This window comes from Streptomyces sp. NPDC048248 (assembly GCF_043201875.1).
In the GTDB taxonomy this organism is placed as follows: domain Bacteria; phylum Actinomycetota; class Actinomycetes; order Streptomycetales; family Streptomycetaceae; genus Streptomyces.
This window is the reverse complement of record NZ_JBICZL010000019.1, coordinates 71946-89240: the sequence shown is the minus strand read 5'-3', so window position 1 is coordinate 89240 and position 17295 is coordinate 71946. Positions and strand designations below refer to the sequence as shown.

Here is a 17295-nt window from a genome sequence, read left to right as displayed (position 1 = left end):
CGTGGGAATGATCGTCTGTCCAGCTGCCGGTCGGCCGCGGGTCAGAAGTGGCTCCCGCGTGTCAGTCGACCGCGGCGGGAACCGGCGCCTCCGCCTCGCGTTCGGCGGCGGCCTTCTGCGCGCGGCGCTTCATGACGATGAAGGAGCCGACACCGAACAGCAGGGCGGCGACCAGCCCCAGCCAGGAGAAGCGCTTGAGCCACGGCTCGGCGACGATGCCCACACTGTAGATGAGGGCGGTGGTGCCGCCGGCCCAGACGATGCCGCCGAGGACGTTGGCGATGAGGAACTTCCAGTACGGCATCTTCAGCACACCGGCCAGCGGGCCGGCGAAGATGCGCAGCAGGGCGACGAAGCGGCCGAAGAACACCGCCCACATCCCCCACTTGTCGAACTTCGCCTCGGCCATGGCGACATGATCGGGACCGAAGTGCTTGGGGAACTTCCGGCCGGCCCAGGTCAGCAGGGGCTGGCCCCCCTTGCGTCCGATGATGTACCCGATGGAGTCACCGATGATGGCGCCGGCGGAGGCGCAGGCGCCCAGCACGAACGGGTCGATGTGGTCCTGGGTGGCGGCGAGGATCGCCGCGCTCACCAGGACGATCTCACCGGGCAGGGGAATGCCCAGACTCTCCAGTCCGATGACCACCCCCACCAGGAGGTAGACGCTCACGGCCGGTACGGTCTCGAGCCACTCCTGGATGTGCAACGCCGATTCCTCCGCATGCTGTGGGGCCCCCGTGGGCCGCTGACCGGGGTCGATGACACCGGTGCCGGTCGATACCCTGCCGCGCCGCACAGGACGCCCGCGAAGCGTACTCGATCGCCTTGGGCGCGGGCCGGTTCATGCGCCGTCCAGCAACGCCTACCAGGGCGGTCCACCGTCCGGCAAACCTCGCCGGGTGTCGCGGGCACGACGACGGCCCGCCGTGCGTCGCACGGCGGGCCGCGAAGTGGTGCGGGCGGGCCGGATGACCGCCCCGTCCAGGTGGCCGGGGCGCGCCGAGCCCGACCGAGGCGCCCTGAGGGCCGGTCCCAAGGACGTCATTCGGCCGAGGAAATCACTTGTTGGGGCGCAGGGTCCACACTATGGTCATCTCGCCGGTGACGGCGCCGTCCTCGCGCGTGATGGCGACGTTCACCGGGAACTCGGGGCGTCCGCCGGCGTCGAGCTCGGCGACCACCTCGGCAGCCGGCCTGCCCAGCTCCGCGGTCGCGGTGACCGCTCCCATGGCGAGCTTCTTGTAGCCGATCTCGGCGCGCACGGCCAGCGGCACGGCACGGCCGAGCTGGTCGCCGAAGGCCGCCATCACGATCGCCCCGCTCGCCGACTCGGCGAGGGTGAACATCGCTCCGGCGTGCGGGCCGCCGACGTGATTGTGGTAGTCGGGCTGGTCGGGCATGCGGACCACGGCACGCTCGGTGGTCGTCTCCGCGAAGTCGAGGTTCAGGGTGCGGGCCATCGGCACGGATGCCGCCATCATTTCGCCGATCGACGGCAGGGTCTCGGAGGACATGGCGACATGTTACCTGTCAGTAGCTTGCACTGGGAAGAGCCCGCCGCGATCCGGGCCGGCCGTCCCGCCCACAGGCGCTGTTCCGCCGTGTCCGGGGCCCGCATATCGTTGGCATCCATGTGGCCAGGACTGCTAGACACCGGGGGCGAGCGGGCGACGCACCCGGCCCACCGTGCACCGACGACCCCGCGCCCGCGCACTCCCCGGCCCGTCGCGGCCCGCCGACCGGTGCGGTCTTGGTGACAGCCCGCCCCGCCTGGGCGGGGCGCAACTACACCCTCCTCACCGTCGCCACCGTGATCGCGAGCCTGGGCAGCTCCGGGGCGCTCATCGCGGGGGCCTTCGCGGTCCTGGAATCCGGCGGTACGGCCACCGACGTCGGTCTGGTCGCCGCGGCCCGCACGATCCCGCTCGTCCTCTTCCTGCTGATCGGCGGCGCGCTCGCCGACCGGGTCCCCCGGCACCGCGTCATGGTCGCAGCGAACACCCTGAGCTGCCTCTCCCAGGGACTGTTCGCCCTGCTCGTACTGGCCGGGGATCCGCAGCTGTGGCAGATGGCGCTGCTGGCCGCGCTCGGTGGCACCGGGCAGGCATTCTTCGCGCCGGCGTCCGAGGGCATGGTCCTCGCCAGCGTCTCGGGCGAGCACTCGGGCCGGGCCTTCGCCGTCTTCCGCATGGGGATGAACGGGGCGAACATCGGTGGCGCGGCCATCGGCGGCGCGCTGGTCGCCGCGGTCGGCCCCGGCTGGGTGCTGGCCGTGGACGCGCTCTCCTTCGCAGTCGCCGGTGGTCTCCGCGCGTTCCTCGACGTCAGCAAGGTGCCCGCGCGTGCGCCGGGCGGCGGGATTCTGCACGATCTGCGGGACGGCTGGCGCGAGGTGGTCTCACGACCCTGGCTGTGGGCGGTCGTGGTGCAGTTCGCCCTCGTCAACGCGGTCATCGCGGCGGCCGAGGCGGTCTACGGGCCGCTGGTCGCCGAGGAACATCTGGGCGGCGCGGGCCCCTGGGGGCTGGCACTCGGCGCATTCAGCGCCGGCACCGTGGTCGGCGCGCTGGCGATGACCCGCTTCAAACCCCGGCGCATGCTCCTGGTCGGCGTGCTCTGCATCTTCCCGCTCGCGCTGCCCTCCGCGGCGCTGGCCGTGCCGCTGCCGGCCGCCTGGCTCACCGCGATCATGTTCGGCACGGGGATCTCGGTAGAGGTCTTCTCGGTGACGTGGATGACGGCGCTCCACCAGGAGATCCCCGAGGAGAAGTTCTCCCGGGTCTCCTCCTACGACTGGTTCGGCTCCCTGGCCATCGTGCCGATCGCCACGGCGCTGGCCGGCCCCGTCCAGGACCTCATCGGCCGGCCCGCCGCGCTGTGGGGGTGCTCCGCGCTGGTCGCCCTGCTGACGGTGGGAGTGCTCTGCGTCCCTGACGTTCGACGGCTGACGCGGCGCGCGACGCCGCCGGTCGCGGTTCCGCCGGTCGCTGTTCCGTCGCCGGCCCAGGAGCCGGTCACGGGGGCGATGCCGAGCGCGGTCCCGCCGCCCGCTCCTCCGCGGGACGGCGCCGCCGCCGGGGAGTGACGCCGCCACCGAGTGCCCGCGCGCATGTGGCTCAGCCGATGCTGAAGGCGCCGTCCGGCGGTACCGGGGACGCCACCGCGTCGACGTCCCGTACGGGGGCGGCGCCCGCGATCAACCGCCGGAGCGCCGGGCCGTGCTCGACCCTCGCAGGGAAGGCGTCGCCCGCCGTCCGGCGGGCCAGCGCGGCGAGGGGGAGGTCGGCCCGCGACGCGATCAGCACCGCGTTGCCGAAGCGCCTGCCGCGCAGCACCGACGGCTCGGCGATCAGCGCGAGGTGGTCGAAGACGGTTGCGAAGTTGGCGAGTTGGCCCCGCAGGAAGCCGAAAGGTGCGCTGTCGGCGAGGTTCGCGGCGTAGATGCCGTGCGGGCGCAGCGCCCGGGCGGCGGCGTGCGCGTACTCGACGGAGGTGAGGTGCGCCGGCACCCGCGAGCCGCCGAAGACGTCCGCCACGATGACATCGGCGCTGTTCGCCGGCGCCGCTTCGAGCGCCGTCCGGGCGTCCTGCGCCCGCACCGCGATGCCGGAGCCGTCGGGCAGCGGCAGGTGTTCGCTCACCAGGCGCAGCAGTCCACCGTCCGCGTCGACGACGTCCTGGCGGGAGGCCGGGCGGGTGGCGGCGACGTAGCGCGGAAGGGTCAGCGCGCCACCGCCCAGATGCAGCACGTCGAGCGGGCTGCCGGGAGCCCCGGCTTCGTCCAGGACGTGAGCCATCCTGCGGACGTACTCGAACTCCAGGTGCGTGGGCGCATCGAGGTCGACGTAGGACTGCGGCGCGTCGTCCACCGTCAGCAGCCACGCGCGGGCGCGGTCGACGTCCGGCATCAGCTTGGCGGTGCCGCAGTCCACGGTCCGGGTGACGGGTATCGGCTCGGGTGTCTCGTCCACGGTCTCATTGTGCCGGTCGGAGCCGGGGCCCAGTTCCGACCGGCTCCGGGGGCACCGGGCTTCAGGCGCGTCGGGAGGCCGGTTCGTCCGGCCCCGTGCGTTCGATGCAGGTATCGGCGGGGCGTACGGTGAGGCCGCGGCGCGGTCAGTCCGACCAGACCTCGCGGATCTCTGCGGTGTGGCGGGCGGACTGGCGGCGTCCCGCACGGGCCGCGTCCGCGCGCTTGGCCGGGTCCAGGACGTTTCGGCCGAAGGCCGCCCTGGCCTCGCGGTCGGGGGTGACCACGCACACCCGGGCGCCTTGGCGGGCGAGGGTCTCGCCCTGGGTCCGCGGTGCGGCGATCGGCCCGCCGCTGACGGCCATCGGCGCGATCACGACGACCCGGGCGTAGCCGGCGGCCAGATCGACGTTGGCGCTGGAGTGCACGCCTCCGTCGATCCACCGCTTTCCGCCGAGGGTGACCGGCGGATAGACCCCCGGCGCCGCGCAACTCGCCGCGACCGCGTCGACCAGCGGAACGCCACTGGTGTCGTCGAAGGTGGCCCGCTTCCCCGTCGCTGAGTCGACCACGGTGACCACAAGACGCCGCGCGGGCCAGTCGTCGAAACCCAACGTCCGGGCGATCACCGAGCGCTGTTCCGCCTCCGGGACGGTACGGGCGGCGACCGCGAGGCGTCCCATGCGCGCGCCGAAGGTGACCACGTCCCGGGAGCGCAGCGCGATGGCGGCGAAGCGCGCCATCGCCGCGGGCCCCATCCTGGCGCCCGAGCGGCCTTCGGGCACCGCGAGCTGCCGCTGGTACATCTCCTCCAGGGACAGCCGCTCCGCCGTCAGGTGCGCGCCGACGATCGATCCGGCCGAGGTGCCGATGACGACATCGGCGGCGGCGAGGTCGATGCCCGCCTCCGCGAGACCGGCGAGCATGCCGATCTCCCAGCCGATGCCGGTGATCCCGCCTCCGCCGAGGACCAGTGCCGTACCCGCCATGCGATGTCCCTTCTTCCCCCGGCTCTCCCCCCGGAGCGCGCGGCCTGTCCGGGCCGCCCGGTCCGGGCAAGCAGTCTCGCACCCCGCCCATCGCCTGGACAGCACACGGCTGCGCCCCGCACCTGTCGGGGTGCGGGGCGCAGCCGGCCCTCTCTTCTCGTCAGGACACGTGCGGTCCGCTCAGTCCTCGACGGTGCGCACGGTGCCCGCGCCGACGGTCCTGCCGCCCTCGCGGATGGCGAAACCGAGCCCCTTCTCCAGCGGCACGTCCCGGCCCAGCTCGACGGAGACGGTCACGGTCTCCCCGGGCCGCGCCACCGCCCGCTCGCCGAGGTCGAGGTCCCCGACCACGTCCGCGGTGCGGAGGTAGAACTGCGGCCGGTAGCCGGTGGACAGCGGCGTACGGCGTCCGCCCTCCTCCGCCGACAGCACATAGACCTCGGCGGTGAAGCGGCGCCGCAGGGTGACGCTGCCCGGCGCGGCGACGACGTGTCCGCGGCGTACCTGGTCGCGGTGGAGACCGCGCAGCAGCAGCGCGACGTTGTCCCCGGCCTCGGCGGACTCCATCGGCTTGCCGAAGGTCTCCAGCCCGGTGACCGTGGTCTCGGCGTCCGCCCCCAGCACCGCTACCCGGTCGCCGACCCGCACCGTGCCGCGCTCGACGGCACCGGTGACGACCGTGCCGCGCCCGGTGATCGTCAGCACGTTCTCCACCGGCAGCAGGAACGGCGCGTCGACGTACCGCTCCGGCATCGGCACATAGGTGTCCACGGCGTCCAGCAGCGCGTCGATCGCCTGCGTCCAGCGCGGGTCGCCCTCCAGCGCCCGCAGCCCGGACACCCGGACGACCGGGACGTGCTCCCCGTCGTAGCCGTGCGCGCCCAGCAGCTCCCGCACCTCCAGCTCCACCAGGTCGGTGAGCTCGGGGTCACCGGCGTCGGCCTTGTTGAGGGCGACCACGATGTGCCGTACGCCGACCTGCTTGGCGAGCAGCACATGCTCCGCGGTCTGCGGCATGATCCCGTCGAGCGCGGAGACGACGAGGATCGCGCCGTCGAGCTGGGCGGCGCCGGTGACCATGTTCTTGATGAAGTCGGCGTGCCCCGGCATGTCGACATGGGCGTAGTGGCGGGTGCCGGTCTCGTACTCGACGTGCGAGATGTTGATGGTGATGCCGCGGGCGGCCTCCTCCGGGGCCCGGTCGATCCGGTCGAACGGCACGAAGGTGCCGCTCCCCCGGTCGCTGAGGACCTTGGTGATGGCAGCGGTCAGCGTGGTCTTGCCGTGGTCGACGTGGCCCATGGTGCCGATGTTCAGGTGCGGCTTGGTGCGCACGTATGCCGTCTTGGGCATGGTGTTCTTCCTCGCAACAATGCGGTGAGGACGGCGTCTTCGCGCCGTGGGGACCCCGGGCCGATCCGACCCTCCCCCTGTGGGGTCCGCCGGACGATCCGGAGAGGGTCAGCTTCGTGCGCCGTCGGTCGCCGCTGCGGCCGGGACGGCTGCGGCGGCGACGGGAGCGGCGGCGGCCACGGAGGCGGCGGCCGCGCACTCCGCGGCCGCGAGGGCCGCGAGGATGTGGAAGGCAGCCTTCGGCGCGTCCGCGACTGCGGACGGGAGCGGAAGGAAGGCGTGCCGGAACATGCGTCATATGGTGCCGGGCCGTCGCTGCGACGTCGAACGATTTACCGGAGCGGGAGACGCAGGCGTAACGAGCCGGGGCGAGGCCGACGCCCTGTCACCACCGCTTCCGCGCAACGCCGTACGAGTGGTTCACCGGCCCGACGGATGGCCGTACCGCCGCAGGGCAGCCGGGGTCGCAGAGCCACGAAGCCGGTTTTCCCACCGGGGGTCATCACCCACCCGACACCGTAATCACCGCGAGCCGGACCGGGAGTCGTCACCCGGCCGGGTGGTGGCCCTCGGCGCTGTGGAACCGGTGTCGGGCCCGCCCGTCCCGCATTCGGCTCCTTGCCACCCCTGTCGGTTACGCTCCCCGAATGTTCGAACCCGCCGCAACGCCCGACGGCCTCGCCGCGCGCTGCACGCGTGTGCTCTTCTCCCCCTGGGCGCGCCTGGGCCTGCTGCTCGCCCTGCTGGCCTGCGCCGCGACCGCGATGCTGCTCTGGCAGCCGCAGCGCCTGCTGGCCGACGGCTGGCCGCCACAGCTGACCGGTCCGACCGCCGCCGTGGTCTTCGCGCTGGCGTACGGCGTGTGCACCACCGCTTTCGTCCCCCGCCCGATCCTCAACCTCGCCGCGGGCGCCCTCTTCGCCGACCGGCTCGGCCTCGCCGCCGCGCTCGCCGGCACGGTGCTGGGCGCCGGGCTGGCCTTCGGACTCGGCCGGTTGCTCGGCCAGGACGCGCTGCGCCCGCTGCTGCGAGCACGTTGGCTGGCGGCTGCCGACCGGCAGTTGAGCGAGCACGGCTTCCGTTCGATGCTGGCCATCCGTCTCTTCCCCGGCCTGCCGTTCTGCGCCAGCAACTACTGCGCCGCCGTGTCCCGCATGGGCTGGCTCCCCTACCTCCTCGCGACGGCGCTCGGCAGCATCCCCAACACCGCCGCGTACGTGATCGCGGGGGCACGAGCCGCCGCTCCGACCTCCCCGGCGTTCCTCATCTCCATGGGGTTCATCGCGGTCAGCGGACTCGGCGGACTGATCGTGGCGTGGTGCAAACGCAAGGCGCTGCGCGGACGCTGAGGCCAGACCCTCCTGGCCCGCGCGCAGTTCCTCCCTGCCCCACGCGCGGCCTCCGGCTCACGGCTCGTCACCGGGCGCGCGGGGTGCGTCCGGGAGTCCCGGTGCGCGGGGCCCTTTGGCCGCCCGGACATCTTCGGGCGTTACGCTGCCCTCCGTCGGCCGATGATGAGCATCCGCCGTCGCCGCCCGCTTTCTCCCCGCCCGCGCCGGTAAGCGCTTGATCACCCCTGGATAGCGTAGTTTCCATGACCTGGTTTGAATCTTTCGTCCTCGGGCTCGTCCAAGGGTTGACCGAGTTCCTGCCCATCTCCTCCAGCGCGCACCTCCGCCTGACAGCGGCCTTCGCCGGTTGGCACGACCCGGGTGCGGCGTTCACCGCCATCACCCAGATCGGCACCGAAGCCGCCGTCATCATCTACTTCCGCAAGGACATCGGGCGGATCATCTCGACGTGGGCACGCTCACTCTTCAACCGGGAACTGCGGCACGACCATGACGCACAGATGGGCTGGCTGGTGATCGTCGGCTCGATCCCGATCGGCGTGCTGGGCATCACGCTCAAGGACGCCATCGAGGGACCGTTCCGCGACCTGCGGCTGATCGCGACCACCCTGATCGTCATGGGTGTGGTCCTCGGCATCGCCGACCGACTGGCCGCCCGCGACGAGGTCGGCGGCCGGCACCGCGCCATCAAGCAGCGCAAGTCGCTCGACGACCTCAACGTCAGGGACGGCCTGCTCTACGGCGTCTGCCAGGCAATGGCCCTCATCCCGGGAGTCTCCCGCTCCGGCGCCACCATCAGCGGCGGTCTGCTCATGGGCTACACCCGCGAATCCGCTGCCCGCTACTCCTTCCTGCTCGCCATCCCCGCGGTCCTGGCCTCGGGTGCCTACGAGCTCAAGGACGCCGGCGAAGGACACGTCTCCTGGGGCCCCACGATCTTCGCCACGATCATCGCGTTCGTCGTGGGCTACGTGGTCATCGCCTGGTTCATGAAGTTCATCTCCAGCAAGAGCTTCATGCCGTTCGTGATCTACCGCATCCTGCTGGGCATCGTGCTCTTCGCCCTGGTCGCCGCGGGAACACTGAGCCCACACGCGGGCGAATCGGCGGGCTGAGGGCGAAGGGGGGCGCCTCTCAGGCTCGGCACTGCTCACCGGAGTGTCGAGAGAGGACCGCAAACTCGCTCCCCTTCAGTGGGCAAAGGGCGGTGCGAAGCAGCCGGTCTCCAGGTATGGCCCGTTGACCTGCACCTGGTAGTTGGTCTTCTGCACGAAAGCGGTGACGCAGGCGTCTTTGCGGACGTGGAGGCCGATCCGGGCACCTTCGGGTGTGACGTAGTGGTCGGTTTCGAAGCGGGATTCCATGCCACGCACTTCGAGGTTCCCACCGAGGTGCTCACCTTTGGGGCCGGTTCGCAGGTCTCTGTAGCCGAGCGCGAGCAACTCCGAGCGAACGCTCTTGGGGTCCCACTTGCCCTGCTTCCACAGGCGTTTGAGGACGGGCTCGATGCGCTTGGCTTCCCGCTGTGCGTCTTCCTCGCCGGCGGAGGACATTTCGCGGGGTTGGCGGCCGGCGTTGTTCTCGCCGTGATGCGGGGCCCCGTCGTTCGCTCCGGGTTCCACATAGGGGGAGGCACCGAGGTGGGAAGGGCTCGGGCTGGAAGGGCTCGGGTTGGAGGATGCGCCGGGCGCGTCGGCCGCGACACGCTGCTGGCCGCAGGCAGTCAGGGCGATCACGGCGCCCAGGAGGAGCACTGCGGCAAAGTGTCTTCGTCGCCGATGCGTTGAGAGAGTCATGCTGGTCACTCTGCCATGACGGCACAAGCTGCGCGCCGATTGTCATTTCGCCGTGATCGGACGCCCAAGTCAGCCCCCATCGCTGGGATCCCCTGGCTGGAGCTGCGGCCCTACCCTCGCTTCAAAAGGGTTGGTCCTGCGGACGGTGGCTGCCCGGTGTGTGGCCGAAGGTGCGGCGGAAGACGTCGATGAACGCGCTGGCCGAGGACCAGCCGCACAGGTGGGCCACGGTGGTCACCGGTGTGTGTTCTGCCAGCAGCACCAGAGCGTGATGGAGGCGTAGTTGGGTGCGCCACTGCGGGAAGGTCATCCCGAGGTCGCTTCTCAGAAGGCGGGAGAGAGTGCGGTCGCTCGCTCCGACCTCTCTGCCCAACGTGGCCAGTGTCCGGTTGTCGGCCGGGTTCGCGTGCAGGATCTCGCGCAGTGCCCGGAGCTGCGGGGCACTTGGTGTGGGCAGGTGCAGTGGCTGCTGTGGAGAGGCCCTCAGTTGGTCGAGCATGACGGCGCGCAGCCGGGCGCGTTCGGGACTGTCGTCGTCGGGGGTGCGCGTGTGGGCAAGGATGAGTTCGCGCAGCAGGGGGCTGACGGCCAGGACGGTCGGCGTGTCCAGTCCGAGCGGATTTTCGCTCCTGGGGAGCCCGACGACGTGCAGTTCGAGTTCGCCGTGGGCCTTGTGGGCGTGGACCGTGCCGGCCGGTACCCAGATGGCGCGGGTGCCCGGTGCGACCCAGGAGCCCGCGCTGGTGGTGACGGCCAGGACTCCGCGGCCGGCGTAGACGATCTGGTGATCGTCGTGCCGGTGGGCGTCGATCGCAGCCCCGTGGGCCAGCTGCTGGGTGCGGGTCGGCGCAATCGGCTCGTGGCGGATTTGCTGCATTGATTGGCAGTTTATCGGAAGCACGACACCTCGCTCGGTGCGGACCATGGCCACGTGGCAAAAAACAAATCGATCACCCTGCTTGCCGTCGGGCATGCCTGCGTCGACGTCTATCAGGGCGCCGTCGCGGCCCTCGTCCCGTTCTTCGTCGCCGAACGCGCGTACAGCTACGCCGCCGTCTCGGGCATCGTGCTCGCCGCTTCCCTGCTGTCCTCCGTGGCGCAGCCGGTGTTCGGTCTGCTCACCGACCGCCGGGCGATGCCCTGGCTGCTGCCGGCGAGCACCGTCCTGGGCGGTGTCGGTATCGCGCTCAGCGGCATGAGCGGCTCGTACGCGCTGACGCTGGTGTTCGTGGCGGTGTCCGGGGTCGGCGTCGCCGCCTACCACCCCGAGTCCGCGCGGGTCGCCCGGCTCGCGAGCAGGGGCAGCCACAGCGCGATGGGCTGGTTCTCGGTGGGCGGCAACATCGGTTTCGCGCTGGCCCCCCTCATGGTCGCCGCGGTCGTCGCGCCCGGGGGCCTGCGACTGACGCCGTTGCTGGTGGTGCCGGCGCTCATCGGCAGTGTGCTGTGTCTTCCGGTGCTGCGGGAACTGGAGCGGCGGCGTTCCACCGGATCCCCCTCGACGGCGGTGGCCGGGCGCGACGACAAGGCGTCGTTCGTGAAGCTGTCGCTGGCCGTGGTCTTCCGGTCGGTCGTCTTCATCGGCCTGAGCACCTTCATCTCGCTGTACGCCAAGGAGCGTATGGACGGCAGCGCGGCGGCGGGCACGGCGGCGCTGTTCGTGCTCTACGCCGGCGGCGCGGTGGGCTCCGTCCTTGGCGGTTGGCTGGCCGGCCGCTGGGACCGCGTCACCGTCACCCGCTGGTCGTACCTGATCTCGATCCCGTCGATCGCGGGGGTCGTGTTCATCCCCGGTCCGGTGCTGTACCTGTTCGTGGCGCTGACCTCGGCGACCCTCTACGTCCCCTTCTCTCTCCAGGTCACACTCGGGCAGGACTACCTGCCCACCCGTGTCGGCACCGCCAGCGGAATCACCCTCGGCCTGACCGTCAGCATCGGTGGCCTGGCCAGCCCCCTCATCGGCAGCATCGCCGACGCCACGTCCCTGCGCACCGCGCTGGCACCGCTGATCCTCCTGCCCGCCCTGAGCTGGTTGCTGTTCCGCAGCCTGCCGGAACCGGCCGTGCCGCACGCCGCAGCGGCAGCCCCGGAGCAGGAGGGCGACGCCGACGCCGTGGTCGCTCCCGGTCGGGCGTCGGGCGTCGGGCGCCAGGGCCTCCGCTGACGGATCGGCGGCCTGAGCGAGCCGGAGGCCGGCCGTCAGCGGCCGGAGTCCCTTGCGTGGGAGTCCGCAGCCGCCCGCACGGGGGCGGCTGCGACCAGCGATACGGCGAGCGCGATGGGTGCCGCCACCTGGTATCCGAGCCAGATCTCGCCCCCGGCGCCCGTCCCTTGCCAGGTCATCAACAGGCCGGCAAGCGTGACCAGCGCCCAGCCGCTGTCGTAGGCGACCATGAGTCGCGTGAAGGTGCGCATGGCACGGCTGCGGACGTACCTGATCTCGATCCCCCCTCCGAGCAGCAGGGCCACGCCGGAGACGACCATCAGCCAGGCGGGCGCCCCGAGCAGATGGCCGATCCGCGCCGCGCCGACGATGAACGCGGAACCGAGCAACACCTTGACGACGCCGTCGGCGATGACGCCCACCATCCGGCCGGTCAATGCCGTTGCCACGGCCCGGCGTCGGGTCTGGGTCTGGGTCTGGGTCATGAGCGTTCCCCCTGATATCGGCCTGCCGACCGTCGCTTCCATAACTTGATTACTATAATAATGAGATTATGAGAATGACGAGAGCGGAGACCAAGGAACGCAACCGCCGCGCCCTGCTGGACGCCGCGTTCCAGGTCGTCTCCCGAGACGGGTACCGCGCCAGGCTCGAAGAGATCGCGGAGCGCGCCGACCTGACCACCGGCGCCATCTACTCGCTGTTCGGCAGCAAGAACGGCCTGGTGGTCGCTCTGGTCACCGACTACCTGCGGCCGCACTATCAAGAGATCGAGCAGGCGGTTCCCGCTGGGTCGGACCTGCTGGAGGCGGTGGAAGCCTTTGCGCGCTACTACCGGCGCAGCTGCGACTCCCCCGATGCGTTGCCCGCCATGTCGCTGCAGATCACCTTGCTGGACATGGCCCTGCACGACCCCGAGTTGGGTTCCCGGATCGCCGAGTCCGTCCTGGCGCAGGAGAGCCATCTGATCACGTTGTTCGCCGGACGAGCGCACGAGGGGCGGATCGTGACGTCGCGTCAGGCGCAACGCCTGGTCACCGCGCTCAGGGCGCTGTTCGTCGGCCTCAGCCAGGGCGTCATTCTCGGCCTCGCCTCCGGCGCCGACGAGCAGTATTTCGCCGACACCGCCCGCGCCCTGGCATCGGACGTGACCCTCATCGATCACGATGCGGACACCGCCGCGCCTTGCGATGCGGACTGATCGCAGCCGCGCGGGGATCCGGGCGACTGCCCCCCTGGGGCAGCCCGCCGAGCGGTAGCCGATGGCGTCGATCCAGCGGCCCCAGGGTCTGGATCGACGGCTGGGTCGCGCCCATCGAGCCGCGACGCACGATCGTCGCGACCTGCTCGACGGGCGGCAGGTCCACGAGCCGCAGCGGGTCGCCGAGTTGACCGCCTGACACGGCGTCAGAGTCAAGAACCTACGCGGGCGCGGCAGCAGCGCGGCCAGGGCGCCTGGCAGCGGCACGGGAGAAGCCGCACCGCGTGCGGCCGGCGGGCCCCGGTTCGGGAGTGCCGGTGCGCACCGGCCGTTCCGGCATTGGCGTGAAGAGGGCCGTCCGGCTGCGCGGAGCCTTTGCCGTCCCGGTGCTCGGGGTGGGGCGGCGTGGCGCCCGGTCCCATGAGATCGCACCATTAGCATGGGAAAGCCGCATATCGCGGCGTACATGTGCTGCCCCAGCCGCTCGGGCCACTCGTCCGCGGCGCGGTCTCGAAGATCCGCTCGTCGTGCGGAGTGGACCGATGAGTTCTGCCGCATCCGGGCGTCTATCCCTTCGACAGCACAGCACCCGCCCGGAAGGTGAGAATCATGCAGTACATGATCCAGTTGAACGTCCCGGCCCCCCAGTGGGAATCGATGATGTCCGCGTATTCCGAGGAGGACACCAAGGCGATGTTCGCCCACATGAACGCGCTCAACGAGGAGCTGACCTCCGCCGGGGAGCTCGTGGAGGCTCGGGGACTGGGCGGACCCGCGCTGGCCAAGACCGTACGGGCCGGGGACGACGGGCGCCCGGTGGTGAGCGAGGGACCGGCCGAGGCGGACCGCATCCTCGCCGGTTACTGGGTCGTCGACGTCAAGAGCGAGGACCGCGCCCTGGCGATCGCCGCTCGGGCCTCGGCCTGTCCCGGCCCCGGTGGCGCGCCGAGCAACGAGCCGGTCGAGGTGCACCCGGTCCCCGCCGACCCGACGGCGGGCTGATCCCGGGCCCACGGCAGAGCACCCGCCACCGCACTCGGGTGGCGGGCAGGTCGGCGCGTACGTGTGACCAACTCCGACAGTGGTCGTTCACCGGTAATGAACAAGATCATCACCGTCGTAGGAGTCCTCGCGGCGTCCGCTCTGGGCCTGGCGGGCCAGGCTCAGACCGGCCCCGCCCCCATGCCGAGCTACAAGGGCCAACCCCTCATGACCGTCTACCGGACCGTCGACGCCGGTACGAGGGTCGACGTCCGGGACGTGAGCGGGCTCAAGAGGCACGTCCTCTGGCCCGCGAACTGGAAGACCTGCACCCAGGTACCGGCCCCGGGCGCACCCGTCAGCAGCCCGATCAAGATCGGCGTGGTCAAGAAGGCGGAGCGATGCCCGTGACGTAGGCGGCGCCGGGCGCCTGTGGCTGAGCCCGCCAGGTGGCCCGACGGGCGCCACAGTTGGATGCGTGTGCGCGGGGGTGCACGCTGGGCATCTGTGCACGTCCGTCGGAGCCATGGCGCTCCGCTCAGACGACCGGCTCGCCGATGCCCAGCATGTTTCCCTCGCTGTCACGGAACCAGGCGGCGCGTTCCCCCCGTGCTCCCTTGCTCGGGTAGTTCCCCTCGATGTCGGCGATCCCCTCCTTCGTCCGGAGGCCGGGCACGTCGACCTCTTCGAAGATCACACCGCGCTGCTTGAGTTCCGACACAAGGGTCCCCAGGTCGTCGACCACCCAGCCCATCTGGGTGAAGGTGCCGGGCGACGCGCCCGCTGATTTGAACAGCGCGAACTCCGTGTCCCCGCACCGGTACAGCAGCCCTCCCGGACGTTCGTCCACGGGCTCCAGTCCGAGCTGCTCGGCGTAGAAGCGCCGTGCCCGGTCCAGGTCCTGTGCCGGCAGCCTGGTCGCCACGCGTCCCCGGGCCAGAATGTTTCCGTCGTCTGCGTTCATGCCGCCACTGTGCCGTGAGCCGTGGCCGAAACGGACGGGCGACAGGCGCGTGTCACGGCTGGGGATCCGGCCGTCCTCCGCCCCCTATTCCAGGCCCCCGCGCTTGACCAGCTGGGCGGCGATGACGTTTCGCTGGATCTCGTTCGTCCCCTCACCGACGATCATCAGTGGCGCGTCGCGGAAGTAGCGTTCGACGTCGTACTCGGTGGAGTAGCCGTAACCCCCGTGGATGCGGACCGCGTTGAGGGCGATCTCCATCGCGGTCTCGGAGGCGAAGAGCTTGGCCATGCCGGCTTCCATGTCCACCCGGCGGCCCGCGTCGGCCTCACGGGCGGCGTGCAGGGTGAGCTGTCGGGCCGCGGTCAGCTTGGTGGCCATGTCGGCGAGATAGTTTCCGACGGACTGGTGCTTCCAGATGGGCTTGCCGAACGACTCGCGTTCCTGGGCGTAGCCGAGCGAGTCCTCCAGGGCGGCGCGCCCGACGCCCAACGCACGGGCGGCGACCTGGAGGCGGCCGGTCTCCAGACCCTTCATCATCTGGCCGAAGCCCTGGCCTTCCACGCCCCCGAGCAACGCGTCCGGCGCGGCCCGGTAGTTGTCGAAGGCGACCTCGCAGCTCTCGACGCCCTTGTAGCCGAGCTTGGGGAGGTCGCGGGAGACCGTGAGGCCGGGGCCGTGCTCCACGAGGAGGATGGAGATGCCGCGGTGCGCGGGGGCTGCGGCCGGGTCCGTCTTGCACAGCAGGGCGATCAGCTGGGAGCGGCGGGAGTTGGTGATCCAGGTCTTGGTGCCGTTGACGAGGTAGTCTCCGCCACCCCCGGCTTCGCTCGCGTCGGAGGGATCTCCACCGTCCCTGCGGGCGGTGGTGCGCATGGCCTGGAGGTCGGAGCCGCCGCCGGGCTCGGTGAGGGCCATGGTCGCGCGGATCTCGCCGGTGGCCATCTTCGGCAGGTAGCGCCGCTTCTGCTCCTCCGTTCCGAAGTGCAGCAGCAGCTTGGCGACGACGGTGTGGCCACCCATCGCGCCGGCCAGACTCATCCAGCCACGGGCGAGTTCCTCGGTGACCAGGACGTAGCAGGAGGTGGAGACCGCGGTGCCGCCGTACTCCTCGGGGATGGCGAGCCCGTAGATCCCAAGGGCCTTCATCTTCTCGATGAGCTGCTCGGGGTAGGTGTTGGCGTGCTCCAGTTCCTGGACGACGGGCTTGACGTCCCTGTCGACGAAGTCGTGCACGGTCTCGACGACGAAGCGTTCGTCTTCGGGGAGGCTGTCCAGCGTGCTCATGCGGGGTCCTTGGGTGCGGGCGGCAGGAAGTGGGCGGTGGGCCGGCGTCAGATGGTGCCGTCGGCGCGCAACGCGGCGAGGGACTCGGGGCTGTGGCCCAGGGCGGTGAGGACCGCTTCGGTGTGTTCGCCGACGCTCGGTACGGGGTCCATACGGGCGGTGACCCCGGCGAGGTCCGCGGGCGGTAGCAGGGCCTGCACGGTGGCGCCCGGTACGGCGACGTCGCGCCATCGGTCGCGGCCTTCCAGCACAGGGTGTTCGAGGAACTCCGTGAGGGAGTTGACTCCTGCGCAGGCGACGCCGACCTCGTCGAGGGACTTCAGGATGTCGGCGGCAGCACTGTGTGCGAACCGCTCGGCGATGATGGCGTTGAGCGCGTCGCGGTGGACGACGCGGTCGGAGCCGGTGGCGAAGCGCGGGTCGTCGGTGAGTTCGGGCCGGCCGAGGAAGTCGGCACACAGCGCGGCCCATTCGCGCTCGTTCTGGATGGAGAAGAGGACGTCCTTGCCGTCGGCCGCGGTGTAGGCGCCGTACGGGGCGATGGTGGCGTGCTGGGTGCCGATCCGTGGCGGCTGGGTGCCGCTGTGCCGGGTGTAGTAGGCGGGCTGGCTCATCCATTCCGCGAGCGCCTCGAAGAGCGAGACCTCCACCGGGTGCACCACGCCGCTGGTGGCGCGGGCGAAGAGGGCGGTGAGGATGCCGCTGTAGGCGTACATGCCCGCCGAGATGTCGGCGACGGAGATGCCGACCCGGGCCGTTTCCTCGGCGGTGCCGGTGAGGGAGACCAGGCCGGTCTGGCACTGGATGAGCAGGTCGTACGCCTTGCGGTCGGCCCAGGGGCCGCTGGTGCCGTAGCCGGAGACCGTGCAGGGGATCAGCCGGGGATAGCGGGCGGTGAGCACGTCGGGGCCGAGGCCGAGACGGTCGGCGGCGCCGGGGGCCAGGTTCTGGACGAACACATCGGCCCCGGCGAGGAGTTGGTGCAGGATCTCCTGGCCCCGCTCGTCCTTGAGGTCGAGGGTGACGGATTCCTTGGAGCGGTTGAGCCACACGAAGTAGCTGGACTGGCCGTGCACGGTCCGGTCGTAGCGGCGGGCGAAGTCGCCGTCACCGGGGCGTTCGATCTTGATGACGCGGGCGCCGAGGTCGGCGAGCTGGCGGGTGGCGAAGGGGGCGGCCACCGCCTGTTCGATGCTGACGACGGTGATGCCTTCGAGCGGGAGCTGCTGCTGCACGGT

At 71.2% G+C, this 17295-nt stretch carries 19 protein-coding genes; 7 read left to right on the top strand and 12 right to left on the bottom strand.

The annotated features are described in order from the left end of the window. Window positions 1–61 precede the first annotated feature (61 nt). Together ACGFZW_RS32575 and ACGFZW_RS32570 are read right to left on the bottom strand one after the other, a co-directional pair. On the bottom strand, window positions 62–709 hold the full coding sequence (locus ACGFZW_RS32575; RefSeq protein WP_393896890.1) for a DedA family protein: 648 nt from the start codon (window positions 707–709) through the stop codon (window positions 62–64). A 352-nt stretch (window positions 710–1061) separates the two neighbouring features. Next, window positions 1062–1517, bottom strand: a complete 456-nt coding sequence (locus ACGFZW_RS32570) for a DUF4442 domain-containing protein (RefSeq protein ID WP_393896889.1) — start codon at window positions 1515–1517, stop codon at window positions 1062–1064. A 239-nt stretch (window positions 1518–1756) separates the two neighbouring features. Between ACGFZW_RS32570 and ACGFZW_RS32565 the strand changes: the two genes are divergently transcribed. Next, window positions 1757–3088, top strand: coding sequence for an MFS transporter (locus ACGFZW_RS32565; protein WP_393896888.1), 1332 nt, complete (start codon window positions 1757–1759; stop codon window positions 3086–3088). Window positions 3089–3119: 31 nt separating this feature from the next. Here ACGFZW_RS32565 and ACGFZW_RS32560 read toward each other — a convergent pair whose 3' ends face one another. From ACGFZW_RS32560 to ACGFZW_RS32545, 4 genes are all read right to left on the bottom strand, one after another. Then, complete coding sequence (locus tag ACGFZW_RS32560) at window positions 3120–3911, bottom strand: spermidine synthase (protein ID WP_393896908.1); 792 nt, start codon at window positions 3909–3911, stop codon at window positions 3120–3122. 208 nt (window positions 3912–4119) lie between these two features. Continuing rightward, a complete protein-coding gene (locus ACGFZW_RS32555; RefSeq protein ID WP_393896887.1) occupies window positions 4120–4962 on the bottom strand; it encodes a patatin-like phospholipase family protein in 843 nt (280 codons plus the stop codon). A 180-nt stretch (window positions 4963–5142) separates the two neighbouring features. Continuing rightward, a complete protein-coding gene (tuf, locus tag ACGFZW_RS32550) occupies window positions 5143–6315 on the bottom strand; it encodes an elongation factor Tu (protein WP_393896886.1) in 1173 nt (390 codons plus the stop codon). A 108-nt stretch (window positions 6316–6423) separates the two neighbouring features. Beyond that, entirely contained in the window at window positions 6424–6606 is a 183-nt protein-coding gene (locus ACGFZW_RS32545) for a hypothetical protein (RefSeq protein ID WP_393896885.1), read from the bottom strand. A 356-nt stretch (window positions 6607–6962) separates the two neighbouring features. Here ACGFZW_RS32545 and ACGFZW_RS32540 point away from each other — a divergent pair, with 356 nt between their 5' ends. Then, a complete protein-coding gene (locus ACGFZW_RS32540; RefSeq protein ID WP_393896884.1) occupies window positions 6963–7664 on the top strand; it encodes a TVP38/TMEM64 family protein in 702 nt (233 codons plus the stop codon). Window positions 7665–7909: 245 nt separating this feature from the next. Beyond that, on the top strand, window positions 7910–8782 hold the full coding sequence (locus ACGFZW_RS32535; protein WP_393896883.1) for an undecaprenyl-diphosphate phosphatase: 873 nt from the start codon (window positions 7910–7912) through the stop codon (window positions 8780–8782). 75 nt (window positions 8783–8857) lie between these two features. Here the strand turns inward: ACGFZW_RS32535 and ACGFZW_RS32530 are convergent, their stop codons facing one another. Together ACGFZW_RS32530 and ACGFZW_RS32525 are read right to left on the bottom strand one after the other, a co-directional pair. Next, window positions 8858–9463, bottom strand: coding sequence for a hypothetical protein (locus ACGFZW_RS32530; RefSeq protein ID WP_393896882.1), 606 nt, complete (start codon window positions 9461–9463; stop codon window positions 8858–8860). A gap of 121 nt (window positions 9464–9584) precedes the next feature. After that, entirely contained in the window at window positions 9585–10340 is a 756-nt protein-coding gene (locus tag ACGFZW_RS32525; RefSeq protein WP_393896881.1) for an AraC family transcriptional regulator, read from the bottom strand. A gap of 54 nt (window positions 10341–10394) precedes the next feature. Here ACGFZW_RS32525 and ACGFZW_RS32520 point away from each other — a divergent pair, with 54 nt between their 5' ends. Next, entirely contained in the window at window positions 10395–11627 is a 1233-nt protein-coding gene (locus ACGFZW_RS32520) for an MFS transporter (protein ID WP_393896880.1), read from the top strand. Between the two features lie 35 nt (window positions 11628–11662). On the opposite strand, the gene ACGFZW_RS32515 is transcribed toward ACGFZW_RS32520, so the two are convergent. Next, the gene (locus ACGFZW_RS32515) at window positions 11663–12112 is read right to left on the bottom strand and encodes a hypothetical protein (RefSeq protein WP_393896879.1); all 450 of its coding nucleotides are present in this window, start codon (window positions 12110–12112) and stop codon (window positions 11663–11665) included. A gap of 74 nt (window positions 12113–12186) precedes the next feature. Between ACGFZW_RS32515 and ACGFZW_RS32510 the strand changes: the two genes are divergently transcribed. From ACGFZW_RS32510 to ACGFZW_RS32500, 3 genes are all read left to right on the top strand, one after another. After that, a complete protein-coding gene (locus ACGFZW_RS32510) occupies window positions 12187–12828 on the top strand; it encodes a TetR/AcrR family transcriptional regulator (RefSeq protein WP_393896907.1) in 642 nt (213 codons plus the stop codon). A 609-nt stretch (window positions 12829–13437) separates the two neighbouring features. Then, window positions 13438–13830 (top strand): YciI family protein, encoded by a 393-nt coding sequence (locus ACGFZW_RS32505; protein WP_393896878.1) that lies wholly within the window; start codon window positions 13438–13440, stop codon window positions 13828–13830. 96 nt (window positions 13831–13926) lie between these two features. Beyond that, window positions 13927–14220, top strand: a complete 294-nt coding sequence (locus ACGFZW_RS32500; RefSeq protein WP_393896877.1) for a hypothetical protein — start codon at window positions 13927–13929, stop codon at window positions 14218–14220. A gap of 127 nt (window positions 14221–14347) precedes the next feature. Here ACGFZW_RS32500 and ACGFZW_RS32495 read toward each other — a convergent pair whose 3' ends face one another. The 3 genes from ACGFZW_RS32495 to ACGFZW_RS32485 form a co-directional block, all read right to left on the bottom strand. After that, the gene (locus tag ACGFZW_RS32495) at window positions 14348–14773 is read right to left on the bottom strand and encodes a VOC family protein (RefSeq protein WP_393896876.1); all 426 of its coding nucleotides are present in this window, start codon (window positions 14771–14773) and stop codon (window positions 14348–14350) included. Between the two features lie 84 nt (window positions 14774–14857). Next, a complete protein-coding gene (locus ACGFZW_RS32490; RefSeq protein WP_393896875.1) occupies window positions 14858–16057 on the bottom strand; it encodes an acyl-CoA dehydrogenase family protein in 1200 nt (399 codons plus the stop codon). Between the two features lie 47 nt (window positions 16058–16104). Continuing rightward, complete coding sequence (locus ACGFZW_RS32485) at window positions 16105–17292, bottom strand: CaiB/BaiF CoA transferase family protein (RefSeq protein WP_393896874.1); 1188 nt, start codon at window positions 17290–17292, stop codon at window positions 16105–16107. Window positions 17293–17295 lie beyond the last annotated feature (3 nt).